A 14,028-nucleotide genomic window follows, 5' to 3' on the forward strand; every position below is an offset into this window, starting at 1 on the left:
TGTAGCGTTTTAATATAATATTCATATTCTGACCTGAATTACAGGCGTGCTGCCAGCACCCCATGTAGGGTGGTCGGGGTTTTCAGGCCCGCAGGCGCGTGGTTTCCATGGCGCGCGGGGCCTTGGTGCGACCCAGCCGGAACCGGGTGCGAGCCTGTGCCACGGCGGCTTCGAACGTGGGCAGGATGTCCCCGTCCATCTGCGTTACGCGTTCATGCATGGCCCGGAATTTATAGGGTTCATCGGGACCGTTGTGAAAAACGATGCCAACAAAGATGCCATCGATTTCGATAACGCTGGATTCAAACATAAGGCTGCTTCCTGCCTGTTTTCCTTTTGGGGATGGTATATCAACGTCATCCCGATGCGGGTGCTATGCAGTAGTTCAGATGCGCGGGCAACCAGAAATAGATGAACTTTCTATGACACGTGAAAATATACATGCGGGGTTCATGTAATTCCTGGTGTCATAAAAACTTCATACAAAACAGATCAGGTTATTATTGCAACAGTGTGCCATGGGGGCCTAGTGCTGCTGTTGTGTCATACACATCAGGAATTACATGATGGAACTTCCATCCACCATTACGGCCCGCGATGGTGTCGCAATGGATACGAATGCGCGCGGGCGGTTTGGCGATCTGGTTTTTGGCATGATCGCCCGGCTGGCCGGATGGTTCATCCTGCTGGTCATGGCCGGCATTGTCATTGTGCTGGTCAGTGGGGGATGGCGGGCATTTTCCGCCTTTGGTCCCGGCTTCATCACCAGCACGGCATGGAACCCGATTTCAAACCATTTTGGTGCCGCGACTTCAATTTTTGGCACTCTGGTCACGACCCTGATCGCCCTTGTCTTTGCCGTGCCGTTTGCATTTGGCGTGGCTTTCTGGCTGGTGGAAATGGCGCCCCCCGCGCTGGCGCGGTTTATTGAAACCGCCGTGCAGCTTCTGGCTGCCGTGCCCTCCATCATATTTGGCATGTGGGGTTTTTTCATCGTGGTGCCGTTCATGGCCCATTACATTGAACCCGTGGTCACGCATTACCTGGGCCACGTGCCCGGTATCGGCCTGCTGTTCCGTGGCGCGCCCTATGGCACCGGGCTGCTGAGTGGCGGGCTGATCCTTGCGATCATGATTACACCCTTCATCTGTTCGGTCATGACGGACGTATTCGTCTCCATTCCCGCCGTGCTGAAGGAAAGTGCCTTTGGCCTTGGTGCCACACGGTGGGAAGTGATGCGCCAGGTGGTGCTGCCGTGGTCGCGGCAGGCGGTCATGGGCGGCATCATGCTGGGCACCGGGCGTGCATTGGGTGAGACGATGGCCGTAACCTTCGTCATTGGCAACAGCAACCGCATGGGCTGGTCGCTGTTTGCGCCAGGCAATACCATTGCATCGCTGATCGCGCTGGAATTTCCCGAAAGTTCGGCAGGCAGCCTGAAACTGTCCGCCCTGCTGGCCCTTGGGGCGATCCTTATGATCATTTCATTCATTACCCTGGCCTGTTCGCGCATCTTCCTGCAGCGCGGCACGTCAAATTGAGGAAGTCCATGATGTCGGCTCCCCAATCACAATCCACTGATGCCGGTGGGTGGCAGCGCGGCGGTGCGCAGGCCGTACGGCGCAGGCTGGTTGAACGGTTTGTCAGCCTGCTGTGCAACATGGCGACGGTTGTCGTACTGTTCCTGCTGTTCTCGATTTTATGGACACTGATAACGCGTGGGGCAGGGGGGCTGTCGCTGCCGACGTTCCTGCACAGCACGGCAGCCCCCGGCACGGGCGGCGGTCTGGCGAACGCCATTATCGGCAGTTGCGAACAGACCGGCCTTGCCGCCCTGATCGGCACGCCGATCGGCATGATGGCGGGGATCTATCTTTCGGAATTCAGTCAGGATGGGCGGATTGTATCCTTGGTCCGGTTCGTATCCGACATGCTGCTGTCGGTGCCATCCATTCTGGTCGGGCTGTTCATCTACCTGATCATCGTGGAACCGGCTGGGCATTTTTCGGGCATGGCGGGCACGCTGGCGCTGGCGGTCCTGTTCATTCCCATCGTTGTCCGTACGACCGAGGATATGCTGCGCCTCGTCCCCCGTGCCATGCGTGAAGCTGCCTATGCGCTGGGTGCGCCGGGCTGGCGGGTGATCCTGAATGTCTGCCTGCGTTCGGCACGTGGCGGCATCATGACCGGTATCCTGCTGGCACTGGCACGGATATCGGGTGAGACGGCGCCCCTGCTTTTTACCTCCCTTGGCAATCTGAACTGGTCCACCAACCTCAACGCACCAATGGCCAGCCTGCCGGTTACGATCTACCAGTACGCCGGTTCGGCCTATGATGACTGGGTGCAGATGGCATGGACCGGGGCATTGCTGATTACTGTCGCGGTGCTTGCAACGAACATCCTCGCCCGCTGGTGGCTAACGCGTAACGGATCTGCACAACAATGAACAAAATCATCATGGATGACACGACGGGCCGCGACACGATCCTGCCGGCGCTGGCGATACGCAACCTGAATTTCTGGTACGGCAGCAATCATGCGCTGAAGGAGATCTCGCTTGATTTCCCGGTCCATCAGGTCACGGGCATGATCGGGCCGTCGGGCTGTGGCAAATCAACGCTGCTGCGTATTCTCAACCGCATGTATGACCTCTATCCCGGTCAGCGCGCGACGGGGGAAGTACTGTTTGACGGGCGCAATATCCTCTCCCCCGGTCTGGATGTGAACGTGCTGCGTTCGCGCATTGGCATGGTGTTCCAGAAACCCACGCCGTTTCCCATGTCCATTTATGACAACATCGCCTTTGGCGTACGGCTGCATGAACGCCTGTCGCGCACGGACATGGACCAGCGCGTCGAAGGCGTGCTGCGGCGCGTGGCGCTGTGGAACGAGGTCAAGGACCGGCTCAATGCTTCTGCCGCCGCCCTGTCGGGCGGGCAGCAGCAGCGCCTGTGCATCGCGCGCACCATTGCGACACGGCCCGAGGTCATCCTGCTGGATGAACCAACGAGTGCGCTCGATCCGATTTCCACCGCGCGTATCGAGGAACTGCTGGATGAACTGAAACAGGAATTCTCCATCGCCATCGTCACGCATAACCTGCAGCAGGCGGCACGATGCGCGGACCGTGTCGCGTTTTTCTATATGGGCGAACTGGTGGAGGTGGACACGGCGGACAAGATGTTCACCGCCCCCCATGCCAAGCGTACCCAGGATTATATTACCGGCCGCTTCGGCTGAGAGCGAAAGCAGTAATAATGCCACATGAATCCGTACATACTGTCCAGAGCTATGAACAGGAACTGGAACAGCTCCGTTCGCTGGTGAACAAGATGGGTGGCCTGGTGGAACGGCAGGTGGCGCAGGCCATTACCGCCGTGGTCGAACATGATGAGGACGCGGCCCTGGACGCGCCCGAAATGGATCCGCAGGTTGATGAACTGGAACGCGAGACCGAGGCGCTGGTCATTCGCCTGCTGGCGCTGCGCGCACCCATGGCGGGCGATCTGCGGGAGGTCGTGGTTGCGCTGAAAATCTCGGGTGATCTTGAACGTATCGGGGATTGCGCCGCTTCCATCGCGCGCCGCGCCATGCGTAACGAACTGCTGTCATGTCCTATTTCGCTGACGGGATTGCACAGCATGGGGCGTCTGGTGCAGGAAAACCTGCGGCGCACCATTGATGCGATGGACCAGCGTGACCCGGAACTGGCGCGTATTGTCTGGCATTCGGACACGGCTGTGGATGAACTGTATGTCTCCCTGTTCCGTGAACTGGTAACCTACATGATGGAAGACCCGCGCAATATTGGCCCATGCGCCCATCTGCTGTTCATTGCCAAGAACCTTGAGCGTATTGGCGACCATGCCACGAATATTTCAGAACGTGTGTATTATGCCGTAACTGGCAATATACTTCCGATCATACGGCCGCGTGGAAAAACGTTTGACTGAAAACCATACCTGCCGTCGCCTTGCTGCCTGCGGGTGACGGCAATATGTACTGAAAAAATTTTGACTGTATTGCGCGGCATCGTTTCAAAAGCCTGTAAAGTTTTTTAATATCGGCCCCAAGGGGCGGAAATGACAGTATATTTCTGTCCAGTAGAAAATTTCTGCGTCAGAAACCCCGTTCCCGGGATCGGCTGCAGCGATCTGTTCATGATGGTAATACAGGGTGCGCGTGTTGTAGTGGACAGGGCGGTTTTTCCACCCTGTCGTGCGGAGCCCGTGAAGCGGTCGCGCCGGTTGGCATGGTCACGGACGCATGTGTTATGACAATGCCATTGTGCTGTTTCCAGACCGGATGGTTTTCCTGAATGACTGATTGCCTTTCTTCTCCCGCTGAGCGTCTTGACAGTGTGCTGGCTACCTTGCGTGAAAATGGCATGGGGGTGCGGATCAGCACGTCTCCTTCCGTGCTGGAAGCCCACAGCCATGGCGAGGCCATGGATGCCGCACGCCTGCCTGCCGCCGTGGTATTTGCGGAAGCGACGGATGATGTCGCAGCCGTGCTGCGGGCCTGTCATGCCCACCGGGTGCCTGTCGTGGCCTTTGGCGCCGGGACATCGGTGGAAGGACACGTAACCCCGGCAGAACATGCCATAAGCCTTGACCTTTCGGGCATGACGGACATCGTGGAACTCAATGCGGAGGACCTGGACTGCCGCGTGCAGGCGGGCCTGACCCGTCAGGCCCTGAATGCGCAGATCCGTGATACGGGCCTGTTCTTCCCGGTCGATCCAGGCGGCGAAGCCACGCTGGGCGGCATGTGCGCCACCCGGGCATCGGGCACGGCAGCGGTGCGATACGGCACGATGAAGGAAAATGTTCTTGGGTTGACCGTTGTGCTGGCGACGGGGGAGGTCGTCCGTACGGGCGGCCGCGTGCGCAAGTCCTCCACCGGGTATGACCTGACATCCCTGTTCATCGGGTCGGAAGGCACGCTGGGTATCATAACCGAGGTACAGTTGCGCCTGCACGGGCGGCCTGAAACCATTTCCGCTGCCGTCTGCCAGTTTGCCAACCTGAACGATGCCGTGCAGACGGCCATTGAAATCATCCAGTGCGGTATACCCATAAGCCGCGTTGAACTGCTGGATGACGTGCAGATGGCGGCCTCCATCCGCTATTCCGGTCTGAGCGGGTATGAACCGCTGACCACGCTGTTCTTTGAATTCGCAGGCGCACCGGCAGCGGTGGCCGAACAGGTGACCCAGACCGAGGCGATTGCCCTGTCCAATAACGGCCTGTCCTTTGCTTGGGCGGATACGGCGGAAGACCGCACGCGGCTGTGGAAAGCCCGGCATGACGCATTCTGGGCAGCGAAGGCGATCGAACCGACCGCGCGCGTCATTTCCACCGACTGCATCGTGCCCATTTCCCGTCTGGGGGAACTGATTGCCGGTGTGCGCGAAGATATTGCCCGTTCCGGCCTGCGCGTGCCCCTGCTGGGCCATGTGGGGGATGGTAATTTCCATGCCCTGATCATTACGGATCATACGCCTCAGGGTTATGCGCGCGCACTGGACCTGGACCGGAAAATCGTGTTCCGCGCGCTGGCGTTGGGGGGATCGTGCAGCGGGGAACATGGCGTGGGCATGGGCAAGCTGGAATTTCTGGAAACCGAACATGGCGATGGCACATTGAGCGTCATGCGCGCGCTGAAGAACACCATGGACCCCCACCACATCCTCAATCCCGGGAAACTGCTGCCGCCGGGGCGTATTTATCAGGGCTGAACATATGTCTGTCCTCCCTTTTCTCCGGCGTCAGGGAAAAGGGAGCAGACATATAAAACGATATTTTTTGTTGAATTATAAAGCACGTAAATATCATATAATTTTAAATAAATACAAAAACAGTTGTGTTAATCATATTTTCCTTCATAGTGCGGGAATTGGGTGAAGCTGTTTTGCACGCCTGTTGCATGAAGGATCGGCGCGTATGCCCGCCAATGTCATTCCGTCCGCGTCCGTCCCGTGGCCTGCCGGGCGCGCCATGTTCCGCAATGTGGCGGCACGGGGCCTGCTGCGTTATGCCTCGCCGGTCATTCTGGTGCTGCTGTGGCAGGGGACGTGTTCGATGGGAATTGTCTCCACCCGGCTGGTGGCATCACCCGTTCAGGTGATCATGACGGGGTGGAGCCTGCTGCGCGATGGCACGCTGGGGGCGAACCTTGGTGTCTCGCTTGCCCGCGCGGCCACCGGCCTTTTGATTGCCGTGGCGCTGGGGGTGGGGTTTGCGCTGGTGTCGGGCCTGTCGCGACTGGGGGAGGATATTGTCGATGCCCCGCTGCAGATCCTGCGCACGCTGCCTGCGCTTGCCATGGTGCCGCTGTTCATCCTGTGGTTCGGTATCGGGGAGACGCCCAAGATCGCCCTTGTCGCACTGGGGGCGACCTTTCCCATCTATCTCAACCTGCACAAGGGCATCCGTTCGATTGATCCCCGCTTACTGGAAATGACCCGCACGCTGGGTCTGTCGCGTGTGCGGACCATACGCGACGTCATCCTGCCCGGTGCGCTGCCAGACCTGCTGGTTGGGTTGCGTTTCGCGGTGGGTATGTCGTGGCTCATGCTGGTGGTGGCGGAACAGGTGAATGCCGAAAGCGGGATCGGGCATATGATGATGGAAGCACAGGATTTCATGCGGACGGATATCATCATGGTGGGGCTGGTGATCTATGGCCTGCTGGGTCTTGTATCGGACCAGATCGTGAGGTTGATGGAGCGTACATTCCTGTCATGGCGACCATCGCACCGGCGGGGGCAGGCGGCATGAACGCGGTATTCATGACGGATAGGATGCATGATGCGATAGCACCCCGTGATGGCGGTGTGGCCGTTCATGGCCTGACACGGCGATTCGGGCACGGGCCTGCGGTGCTGGACGGACTTGACCTGACCATCGCGCCGGGAGAATTCGTGGCGTTGCTGGGCCATAGTGGTTCGGGCAAGTCCACCCTGCTGCGTACGCTGGCTGGTCTTGACCCGGTGCATGAAGGCACGCTTTTCCGTCCTGACGCGGTTTCGGTCGTGTTTCAGGATGGGCGCCTGCTGCCGTGGAAGCGGGTGTGGGAAAATGTCGTGCTGGGGCAGGCTGGGGCTGACCGGCGCGATCGGGCGCTTGCGGTGCTGGAGGAAGTCGGGCTGGGCCACCGCGTTGATGCGTGGCCGCTGACCCTGTCGGGTGGGGAGGCACAGCGCGCCGCACTGGCGCGTGCGCTGGTGCGCAGGCCTGCCTTCCTTATGCTGGATGAACCTTTCGCCGCCCTTGATGCGCTGGCGCGGCTGAAGATGCAGCGGCTGGTGGCGCGGTTATGGGCACGCCATGCCTGCGCGGTGCTGCTGGTCACGCATGATGTGGATGAAGCCCTGCTGCTGGCGGACCGCGCCATTGTGCTGCACCATGGTCGTATCCGCACCGATCTGGCCATTCCCCTTGACCGGCCGCGACATCATGCCGATCCGGGTTTCATCCATCTGCGTGGCGTATTGCTGGACGCGCTGGGTGTGCATGATGATTAGGAGCGCTGGCATGCTTCCATCCTTTCCCTTTTCAACCATACAGGCCTGACATGACCAAAGCCCCTGATCGCGTATCCGACACCCCCGTGGACCGGCTGATCCTTGATCGCTGGTCTCCGCGCGCCTTCACGCCCGCCCCGATCGGAGAAGGGGAACTGCTGTCCTTCCTTGATGCCGGACGGTGGGCACCATCCGCCTATAACGCGCAGCCGTGGCGTTTCATTTACGCCCGCAGGGACACTCCGGACTGGGAACGTTTCCTGTCGTGGCTGATTCCGTTCAACCATGCATGGGCGCAGAATGCATCGGCGCTGGTCTATATCGCGTCCCATACCGTGACAGGCGGTGGTGCGGCCGAACCCGTGCCCGCGCCCACCCATTCATTCGATGCGGGTGCGGCATCGGTTCTGGTGCAACTCCAGTTGAGCAAGGCCGGCTGGGCAGCCCATCCCATTAGCGGGTTTGACCACAGACAGGCACGTTCCGGTCTGGAACTGCCCGATGATTACGCCCTGAACGCGGCCATCGTCATCGGGCGGCAGGGAGACGCCGCCAGCCTGCCTGAATCCCTGCGTGCGCGGGAAGCACCTTCTGCCCGCAGGCCACTGGCGGAAATCGCCTTTGCCGGGCGTTTTCCTACGGTTGTGGAATAAGGAGCTGTTTTCAGGATAAACAGGGTATTCGGGTGCCGTCTTTAAATTAAAAGGCGGCGTTTCCTGAAAATTTTTTATGATCTGCAGGCTCAACGCCTCTTCAGATTATACGAGAGGCATCCACGGCGTTATTCATGACTGGCCATGCACATCGTCCGGCGTGCGTGCAGGCGGAAAATCACGCTTGGCCAGCATGCTGCATAACCGGTGGACCACGTCTTCCCATTTTCCGGCATGGATCTGGCGTATGATGCGCAGGGTCGGATACCACGGGCTGTCCGTCCGACCCGAAAGCCAGCGCCAGCAGTTGTCGAACCGGTCCAGCAGGATAACGGGACACCCCATGGCGCCCGCCAGGTGGGCCACCGATGTATCAACCGACACCACAACATCCAGCCCCGCGATCAGGGCTGCCGTGTCATCCATGTCGCGCACGCTTTCCATCGGATCATACAGGCGCATGCCCGCAGGCATGTCATGCATCTGCCGGGCATAAGTGCCCTTTTGCAGACTGACCAGACTTATACCGGGCATACCGGCCAGCGGTGCCAGTTTGCGTAGCGGGATCGACCGGCGGCGATCCATGGCGTGGGCTGCGGGAACATCCGGTCGGCTGGCCCCACCCCAGACCAGTCCCACGCGCAGGTCCGTGCCCATGGGCAGGAACGGTGCCCACTGCCGCACCAGTTCGGGGCTGGGGCGCAGGTAGGGAACGTCCAATCCGGCATGACCGGCTGTGTTACGAAGCACGTGTGGCAGGCTGAGGAAGGGGCAATGCCAGTCATGTGGCGGCAGGGACACCCGTTCACTGAACACGCGCCGTACCCCCCCCATGCGCCGGATCAGGCCATGCAGCGTCTCGGGGGCCTGTATGCTGACCCGTGCCCCCATGCCCGCCAGCACTGGCACGAAGCGCAGCATCATCAGCATGTCCCCCAGTCCCCCTTCGCGGGTAATCAGGATGGACCGGCCATGCAGGCTGGCATCCGGCGACAGGACAGGCAGCATAGACTGTTCGGGCAGGCGCTGGCGGCCGGGCATCCTGCGTCGCCATTCATATTCAGCCCAGCCTTCGGCCATGCTGCCGTTTTTCAGCAGCGTCAGTGCATGGTTCATGCGCAGGCGTGCATCATCGGGGCGCAGCGCCAGTGCGCGGGAATGGGCCTGCAACGCCGCATCCAGCCTATTCCATGCCCCCAGCAGGTGTGCAAGGTTGGCCTGTGTCATGGCACTGTCGGGATGATGTTTCAGGATGTAATGCAACAGGTCGTGCGCGGCGGCGAATTCCCCCTGTTCCATCAGGCATACGGCCATGAGGTTGCCGGTACTCAGTTGCGCGGGGGACAGGCTCAGCCCGTCGGCGAGAATTTCCTGTGCTTCCGCCGTGCGGCCGCGTTGCAGCAGCAGTTCCCCCAGCATGTCATGCGTGCGAATGTCCTGCCGCGCACGCTGGCGGACCGCGCGCAGGACGGCTTCGGCTTCGTCCACCCGGTCATGTGGCAGCAGCAGGGCCAGCATATCGTAAGCTGGATGGCGCGCGCCGGGATTGGCCACGGCCTGACGGCACAGCAGGCGGGCAGCTTCCTGCACGCGGTTACATCCCGCATGGGCATGCGCCAGCAGGATTTCGACGCGCGGGGAGGCCGGGCAGTCTTCCAGAATGGCGCGGGCATGGGCGAACTGCCCCCGCCGCAGCAGGTCTAGCGCGAGCGCCAGCGTATGGTCAGGCGTGGCGGACATGGGGGGCGGGGATCTGGCGCGGGGAAAAACGGATCATGTCATGTTGTGTATTATATCGGGCCATGCGCGCAAGGGCGGGCAGGCCCGTCATGGTCACGGCGTCCGGGGCACGGTCAGGCCGAAATGCTGTTCCAGCAGGGCAACATTGCGCAGATTGGCCTTGAATGCGGTGTCAAACACGTCTCCCAGCACCGGCACAAGGTCTGCCGCCGCTTCCACCATGATATTGCCCGTCATGCGCACAAGCACGGGCCGCCCCACTCCCAGATGCCAGCTTTTCCACACGATGTAGAGCGAGGGCACGAGCATGATCGCCGTCCCGCCCACGGGCAGCAGCCCGATCAGCGTATCCAGTCCCCAGCGCGCCTTCGTGCCGGGAATGCGGAAGGCCGCATCAAGCAATGTTGCAAGCCTGCGCAGGCGCGCCACCTCCTGCCGGATATCGTGGGTGTTTGCGCCATGCATGGCGGTGGGGGCGTATGATGTGATCATACCCGTTATTATGGTGTGGGCAGGGGGGCGTTACAATGTGCCCGCAGGCTTATCCGGCCCGGTTTTTTTACGGTCGATATGGCCCATGTCCCGGTCGGGGGCGATGATGTCGCGTACACGCTGCTTCAGTTCCTTTGGCCCCGGAAATCCCCCATCACGCCTGCGTTCCCACACGCTGCGGCCATCAACCATGATTTCAAAATGCCCGCCACTGCCAGGGATCAGGGTCACGCTGCCCAGATCCTGCCCGAAGGTGGACAGCAGTTCCTGCGCCATCCATCCCGCCCGCAGCAGCCAGTTGCACTGCGTGCAGTACGTGATGGAGACATGGGGCCGGTTGGCTGCCGGGGCATCGGTCATGGTCGTGGTTCCTGCCTGTCGCAACGCCGGGCTGGGTCCGTCCGGCTACCCCTTTATTGTGGGGGCGGGGGGTAGCCGGACGCAAGGGGTCAGACAGCGTGGACGTGGCCTTCACGTTCCCACAGCCGCAGTGCTGCGCAGGTCTGGATGAAACTGGCCGCATCCTGCGCACTGTGTATGGCGATCACGCCCCTGTCGCGCGCCTTGGGGTGCAGTCCTGCCGCCGCCAGCACGATTTCGGCGGCGTCGTTATGTGCGATGAACTTGGCATGCGCGAAAGCGTCGGAAATGAAGTCGCGCATGGTGGCTTCGTGACGCAGCACATTGGCTCCCTCGACCGTGGGCAGCAGGGCCACGGCATCATACAGCACGGATGGACCGCCATTGATCTTCTGCTGCGCGATCAGGTCATGGCCCGCGCTGTCCCTCACGCCGCCTACGGTGGGAGCGATCAGTTCGACCGTGGCGCCCGCGTCCTCGGCCGCGTTGCGTAGGGCCGCCAGCAGGGCGGCATCAACCCCGTTTGTTACGACAATGCCCAGTTTACGACCGGCAAAGCTGTCCGGTCCGTTTTTCAGGATGCTCAGCGCGGGCGACGGCTGCAGTCCTTCCACCACAGGCCGAGCGGCCTGTGCCGGTGCGGGCAGGGGCGACAGGCCCAGTCCTTTCGCCACCCCTTCGGCCAGACCCTGATCGACATGCAGCAGGTGGCTGATCATGCGGGCACGGATGGCGGGGGTTTCCACCTTGCTCAGTTCAAATACGAATGCATCGCGGATATGCGTCTGTTCCACCGGGGTCTGGCTGATGAAGAACTGGCGGGCCTGGCTGTAATGGTCGGCAAAGCTTTCCGAACGCTGGCGGACCTTCTGGCCCGATATCGTATCGGGGTAAGAGCGGTAGCCATTCACGCTTTCACGCGGGCCGCCGGTGGGCTGGGACCACGAATTGGGTTCGTAATTGGCCCGGCCCTTCGGATTGTGCATGGCCATGTGCCCGTCCTGCTGGAAATTGTGGAACGGACATTTGGGCGCGTTTATGGGGATATGCGTGAAGTTGGGGCCGCCAAGGCGCTTGGTCTGGGTATCGAGGTAGGAAAAATTGCGCCCCTGCAGCAGCGGGTCATTGGTGAAGTCGATGCCGGGCACGACATTCTGGGTGCAGAAGGCAACCTGCTCGGTTTCGGCAAAGAAATTGTCCGGCATGCGGTCCAGCACCAGGCGGCCGACGCGACGGACAGGCACCAGTTCCTCGGGGATCAGCTTGGTGGGATCCAGGATGTCAAAGTCAAAACTGTCGGCAAAGTCATCGTCAAACAACTGCACGCCCAGTTCCCACTCCGGGAAATTACCGCTGTTTATGGCCTGCCACAGGTCGCGGCGGTGGAAATCGGGGTCAGCCCCGTTGATCTTCAGTGCCTCGTTCCACACGACCGACTGCAGTCCCAGCTTCGGCTTCCAGTGGAATTTGACGTAGGTCGAATGACCTTCGTCATTGATAAGCCGGAAAGTATGCACCCCGAACCCTTCCATGAAGCGGAACGAGCGGGGGATGGCGCGGTCGGACATGGCCCAGCAGACCATGTGCGTGGCTTCGGGCGACAGCGATACGAAATCCCAGAAATTGTCATGCGCCGTCTGTGCCTGTGGAAAGTCGCGATCCGGTTCCTGTTTGGCCGCATGGACGAAATCAGGGAACTTGATGGCGTCCTGTATGAAAAATACGGGGATGTTATTGCCCACAAGGTCCCAGTTGCCCTGTTTTGTATACAGTTTAACGGCAAAGCCGCGCACGTCGCGCACCACGTCCGCTGATCCCTTGTTGCCCGCGACCGTGGAAAACCGGACAAAGGCGGGCGTGCGCTCGCCCACATTGCCGAAAATATCGGCCTTGCAGACATCGCTCAGGCTGTCGGTCAGTTCGAAATAGCCATGCGCGCCATAACCGCGAGCGTGGACCACGCGTTCGGGAATGCGTTCATGGTCGAAATGGAAGATTTTTTCCCGGAAATGGAAATCCTCCATCAACGCCGGTCCACCGGCACCCGCGCGCAGGGTATTCTGGTCATCCGATACCGCGACACCCTGCTGGGTGGTCATGACGGGGGTATCGCCCCCTGCCGTCTGGTGGGTTTCGCCACCCGCGCCGGTATGCGTGGTGGAGGATGTGGGGTTATGGGATGTCTTTACCATGGCGTGCGTACATATCCGTGCAGGTGAATGTGGAAAAAACAGGGATGGGGGGAAGATCTGGCTTTTCCAACGGGTATGAACGGGCGGGGTTTCATTCACCTTCTGCATGACGGTTGCCAATTGCCCGTGTACAGGGCACAGGAACGGCGTGTATCACGCGTCATTGTGGGGTGGCTGCCGTTCATGCGTATGTTCTCTGGTTTCCTGTCCGGGCTTTCGCTGGCGCTGGCGCTGTATGGCAGCACGCCCACGTGCGCGGCCACGCCCGATACGGTTGATTTCGCGGATCTGACATGGACCGAAATCCGTGACGCCATCCATGCGGGCGATACCACCATCATCCTACCCGTCGGCGGCACGGAACAGAGTGGCCCCTATATCGCGGTAGGCAAGCACGACGTGCGCGCCATGGTCCTTGCACGCCGCATCGCGCGTGATGCCGGGCACGCCCTTGTCGCGCCCGTGGTGGCGTATGTGCCCGAAGGCGGCACGTCGCCGCGCACGTCCCACATGCGTTTTTCCGGCACGATCAGCATTACGCCTGCAACCTTCCGTGCATTGCTGTCGGACGCGGCGGAAAGCTTCCGGGTGCAGGGGTTCAGGCGCGTGGTGCTGATTGGCGACCACGGCGGCTACCAGAAGGACCTGCGCGCGGTGGCGGATACACTCAACCGGCGCTGGCAGGGGCAGGGCGCGCATGTGCTGTATGTCGCGAATTATTATGACGTGGTGCCCGGTGCCTATTCCACCTGGCTGCGCCAGCATGGCCACGCGGCGGAGGTCGGCATGCATGCCGATCTGTCCGATACGTCGCTCACGCTGGCGCTGGACCCTGACCTTGTGCGCACGCAGGCCCTGCGGGCAGCGCCCCTGCCCACCGCAGCGCAGGGCGTGTACGGCGGCGACCCCCGACAGGCCAGTGCGGCGCTGGGTCAGGTGGGGGCCAACATGCAGGTGGCGGCGGCCGTGGCGGCCATGCAACACGATCCAACAGGACAGAATCCGCACTGATTGCACCAGCCACACGGCGTGCTATAGGGGCCGCAAGGAACAGGATCAC

14 protein-coding genes are annotated in these 14,028 nt (G+C 60.9%); 9 read left to right on the plus strand and 5 right to left on the minus strand.

Features of this window, described 5'->3' with window-relative positions:
• Positions 1 to 82 precede the first annotated feature (82 nt).
• The gene (locus tag ACE2AA_RS02040; RefSeq protein WP_141259582.1) at positions 83 to 310 is read right to left on the minus strand and encodes a hypothetical protein; all 228 of its coding nucleotides are present in this window, start codon (positions 308 to 310) and stop codon (positions 83 to 85) included.
• A gap of 253 nt (positions 311 to 563) precedes the next feature.
• Between ACE2AA_RS02040 and pstC the strand changes: the two genes are divergently transcribed.
• The 8 genes from pstC (at position 564) to ACE2AA_RS02080 (ending at position 8,184) form a co-directional block, all read left to right on the plus strand.
• Positions 564 to 1,541 carry a phosphate ABC transporter permease subunit PstC gene (pstC, locus tag ACE2AA_RS02045; RefSeq protein WP_141259583.1) on the plus strand — a complete coding sequence of 326 codons (978 nt, stop codon included), beginning with the start codon at positions 564 to 566 and terminating at the stop codon, positions 1,539 to 1,541.
• 8 nt (positions 1,542 to 1,549) lie between these two features.
• A complete protein-coding gene (pstA, locus tag ACE2AA_RS02050) occupies positions 1,550 to 2,449 on the plus strand; it encodes a phosphate ABC transporter permease PstA (protein ID WP_141259584.1) in 900 nt (299 codons plus the stop codon).
• Positions 2,446 to 3,243, plus strand: coding sequence for a phosphate ABC transporter ATP-binding protein PstB (gene pstB / locus ACE2AA_RS02055; RefSeq protein WP_141299683.1), 798 nt, complete (start codon positions 2,446 to 2,448; stop codon positions 3,241 to 3,243). The genes pstA and pstB overlap by 4 nt, the downstream gene beginning before the upstream one ends.
• Before the next feature lie 17 nt (positions 3,244 to 3,260).
• On the plus strand, positions 3,261 to 3,956 hold the full coding sequence (phoU, locus tag ACE2AA_RS02060) for a phosphate signaling complex protein PhoU (protein ID WP_162851910.1): 696 nt from the start codon (positions 3,261 to 3,263) through the stop codon (positions 3,954 to 3,956).
• A gap of 365 nt (positions 3,957 to 4,321) precedes the next feature.
• A complete protein-coding gene (locus ACE2AA_RS02065; protein ID WP_395370921.1) occupies positions 4,322 to 5,743 on the plus strand; it encodes an FAD-binding oxidoreductase in 1,422 nt (473 codons plus the stop codon).
• A gap of 259 nt (positions 5,744 to 6,002) precedes the next feature.
• Positions 6,003 to 6,785, plus strand: a complete 783-nt coding sequence (locus ACE2AA_RS02070) for an ABC transporter permease (RefSeq protein ID WP_395372076.1) — start codon at positions 6,003 to 6,005, stop codon at positions 6,783 to 6,785.
• Positions 6,782 to 7,531 (plus strand): ABC transporter ATP-binding protein, encoded by a 750-nt coding sequence (locus tag ACE2AA_RS02075; RefSeq protein ID WP_395372078.1) that lies wholly within the window; start codon positions 6,782 to 6,784, stop codon positions 7,529 to 7,531. Before ACE2AA_RS02070 ends, ACE2AA_RS02075 begins: the two co-directional genes overlap by 4 nt.
• Before the next feature lie 50 nt (positions 7,532 to 7,581).
• Positions 7,582 to 8,184, plus strand: coding sequence for a nitroreductase family protein (locus ACE2AA_RS02080; RefSeq protein WP_141299689.1), 603 nt, complete (start codon positions 7,582 to 7,584; stop codon positions 8,182 to 8,184).
• Between the two features lie 132 nt (positions 8,185 to 8,316).
• Here the strand turns inward: ACE2AA_RS02080 and ACE2AA_RS02085 are convergent, their stop codons facing one another.
• The 4 genes from ACE2AA_RS02085 to ACE2AA_RS02100 form a co-directional block, all read right to left on the minus strand.
• Positions 8,317 to 9,924, minus strand: a complete 1,608-nt coding sequence (locus tag ACE2AA_RS02085; RefSeq protein WP_141259589.1) for a tetratricopeptide repeat protein — start codon at positions 9,922 to 9,924, stop codon at positions 8,317 to 8,319.
• Positions 9,925 to 10,017: 93 nt separating this feature from the next.
• Positions 10,018 to 10,416 (minus strand): DUF4112 domain-containing protein, encoded by a 399-nt coding sequence (locus ACE2AA_RS02090; RefSeq protein WP_141259590.1) that lies wholly within the window; start codon positions 10,414 to 10,416, stop codon positions 10,018 to 10,020.
• A gap of 30 nt (positions 10,417 to 10,446) precedes the next feature.
• Entirely contained in the window at positions 10,447 to 10,776 is a 330-nt protein-coding gene (locus ACE2AA_RS02095; RefSeq protein ID WP_141259591.1) for a SelT/SelW/SelH family protein, read from the minus strand.
• A gap of 89 nt (positions 10,777 to 10,865) precedes the next feature.
• Positions 10,866 to 12,968 carry a catalase gene (locus ACE2AA_RS02100; protein ID WP_141299698.1) on the minus strand — a complete coding sequence of 701 codons (2,103 nt, stop codon included), beginning with the start codon at positions 12,966 to 12,968 and terminating at the stop codon, positions 10,866 to 10,868.
• 183 nt (positions 12,969 to 13,151) lie between these two features.
• On the opposite strand from ACE2AA_RS02100, the gene ACE2AA_RS02105 reads away from it, so the two are divergent.
• On the plus strand, positions 13,152 to 13,979 hold the full coding sequence (locus tag ACE2AA_RS02105; protein WP_141299701.1) for a creatininase family protein: 828 nt from the start codon (positions 13,152 to 13,154) through the stop codon (positions 13,977 to 13,979).
• Positions 13,980 to 14,028 lie beyond the last annotated feature (49 nt).

It is taken from the genome of Komagataeibacter diospyri, assembly GCF_043995075.1.
GTDB lineage: Bacteria > Pseudomonadota > Alphaproteobacteria > Acetobacterales > Acetobacteraceae > Komagataeibacter > Komagataeibacter diospyri.

What these genes read in the sequence shown, in the direction of transcription:
- ACE2AA_RS02040 (WP_141259582.1), bottom strand. Translation starts at nt 310, where the DNA reads ATGTTTGAATCCAGCGTTATCGAAATCGATGGCATCTTTGTTGGCATC.
- pstC (WP_141259583.1), top strand. Translation starts at nt 564, where the DNA reads ATGATGGAACTTCCATCCACCATTACGGCCCGCGATGGTGTCGCAATG.
- pstA (WP_141259584.1), top strand. Translation starts at nt 1,550, where the DNA reads ATGATGTCGGCTCCCCAATCACAATCCACTGATGCCGGTGGGTGGCAG.
- pstB (WP_141299683.1), top strand. Translation starts at nt 2,446, where the DNA reads ATGAACAAAATCATCATGGATGACACGACGGGCCGCGACACGATCCTG.
- phoU (WP_162851910.1), top strand. Translation starts at nt 3,261, where the DNA reads ATGCCACATGAATCCGTACATACTGTCCAGAGCTATGAACAGGAACTG.
- ACE2AA_RS02065 (WP_395370921.1), top strand. Translation starts at nt 4,322, where the DNA reads ATGACTGATTGCCTTTCTTCTCCCGCTGAGCGTCTTGACAGTGTGCTG.
- ACE2AA_RS02070 (WP_395372076.1), top strand. Translation starts at nt 6,003, where the DNA reads ATGTTCCGCAATGTGGCGGCACGGGGCCTGCTGCGTTATGCCTCGCCG.
- ACE2AA_RS02075 (WP_395372078.1), top strand. Translation starts at nt 6,782, where the DNA reads ATGAACGCGGTATTCATGACGGATAGGATGCATGATGCGATAGCACCC.
- ACE2AA_RS02080 (WP_141299689.1), top strand. Translation starts at nt 7,582, where the DNA reads ATGACCAAAGCCCCTGATCGCGTATCCGACACCCCCGTGGACCGGCTG.
- ACE2AA_RS02085 (WP_141259589.1), bottom strand. Translation starts at nt 9,924, where the DNA reads ATGTCCGCCACGCCTGACCATACGCTGGCGCTCGCGCTAGACCTGCTG.
- ACE2AA_RS02090 (WP_141259590.1), bottom strand. Translation starts at nt 10,416, where the DNA reads ATGATCACATCATACGCCCCCACCGCCATGCATGGCGCAAACACCCAC.
- ACE2AA_RS02095 (WP_141259591.1), bottom strand. Translation starts at nt 10,776, where the DNA reads ATGACCGATGCCCCGGCAGCCAACCGGCCCCATGTCTCCATCACGTAC.
- ACE2AA_RS02100 (WP_141299698.1), bottom strand. Translation starts at nt 12,968, where the DNA reads ATGGTAAAGACATCCCATAACCCCACATCCTCCACCACGCATACCGGC.
- ACE2AA_RS02105 (WP_141299701.1), top strand. Translation starts at nt 13,152, where the DNA reads ATGCGTATGTTCTCTGGTTTCCTGTCCGGGCTTTCGCTGGCGCTGGCG.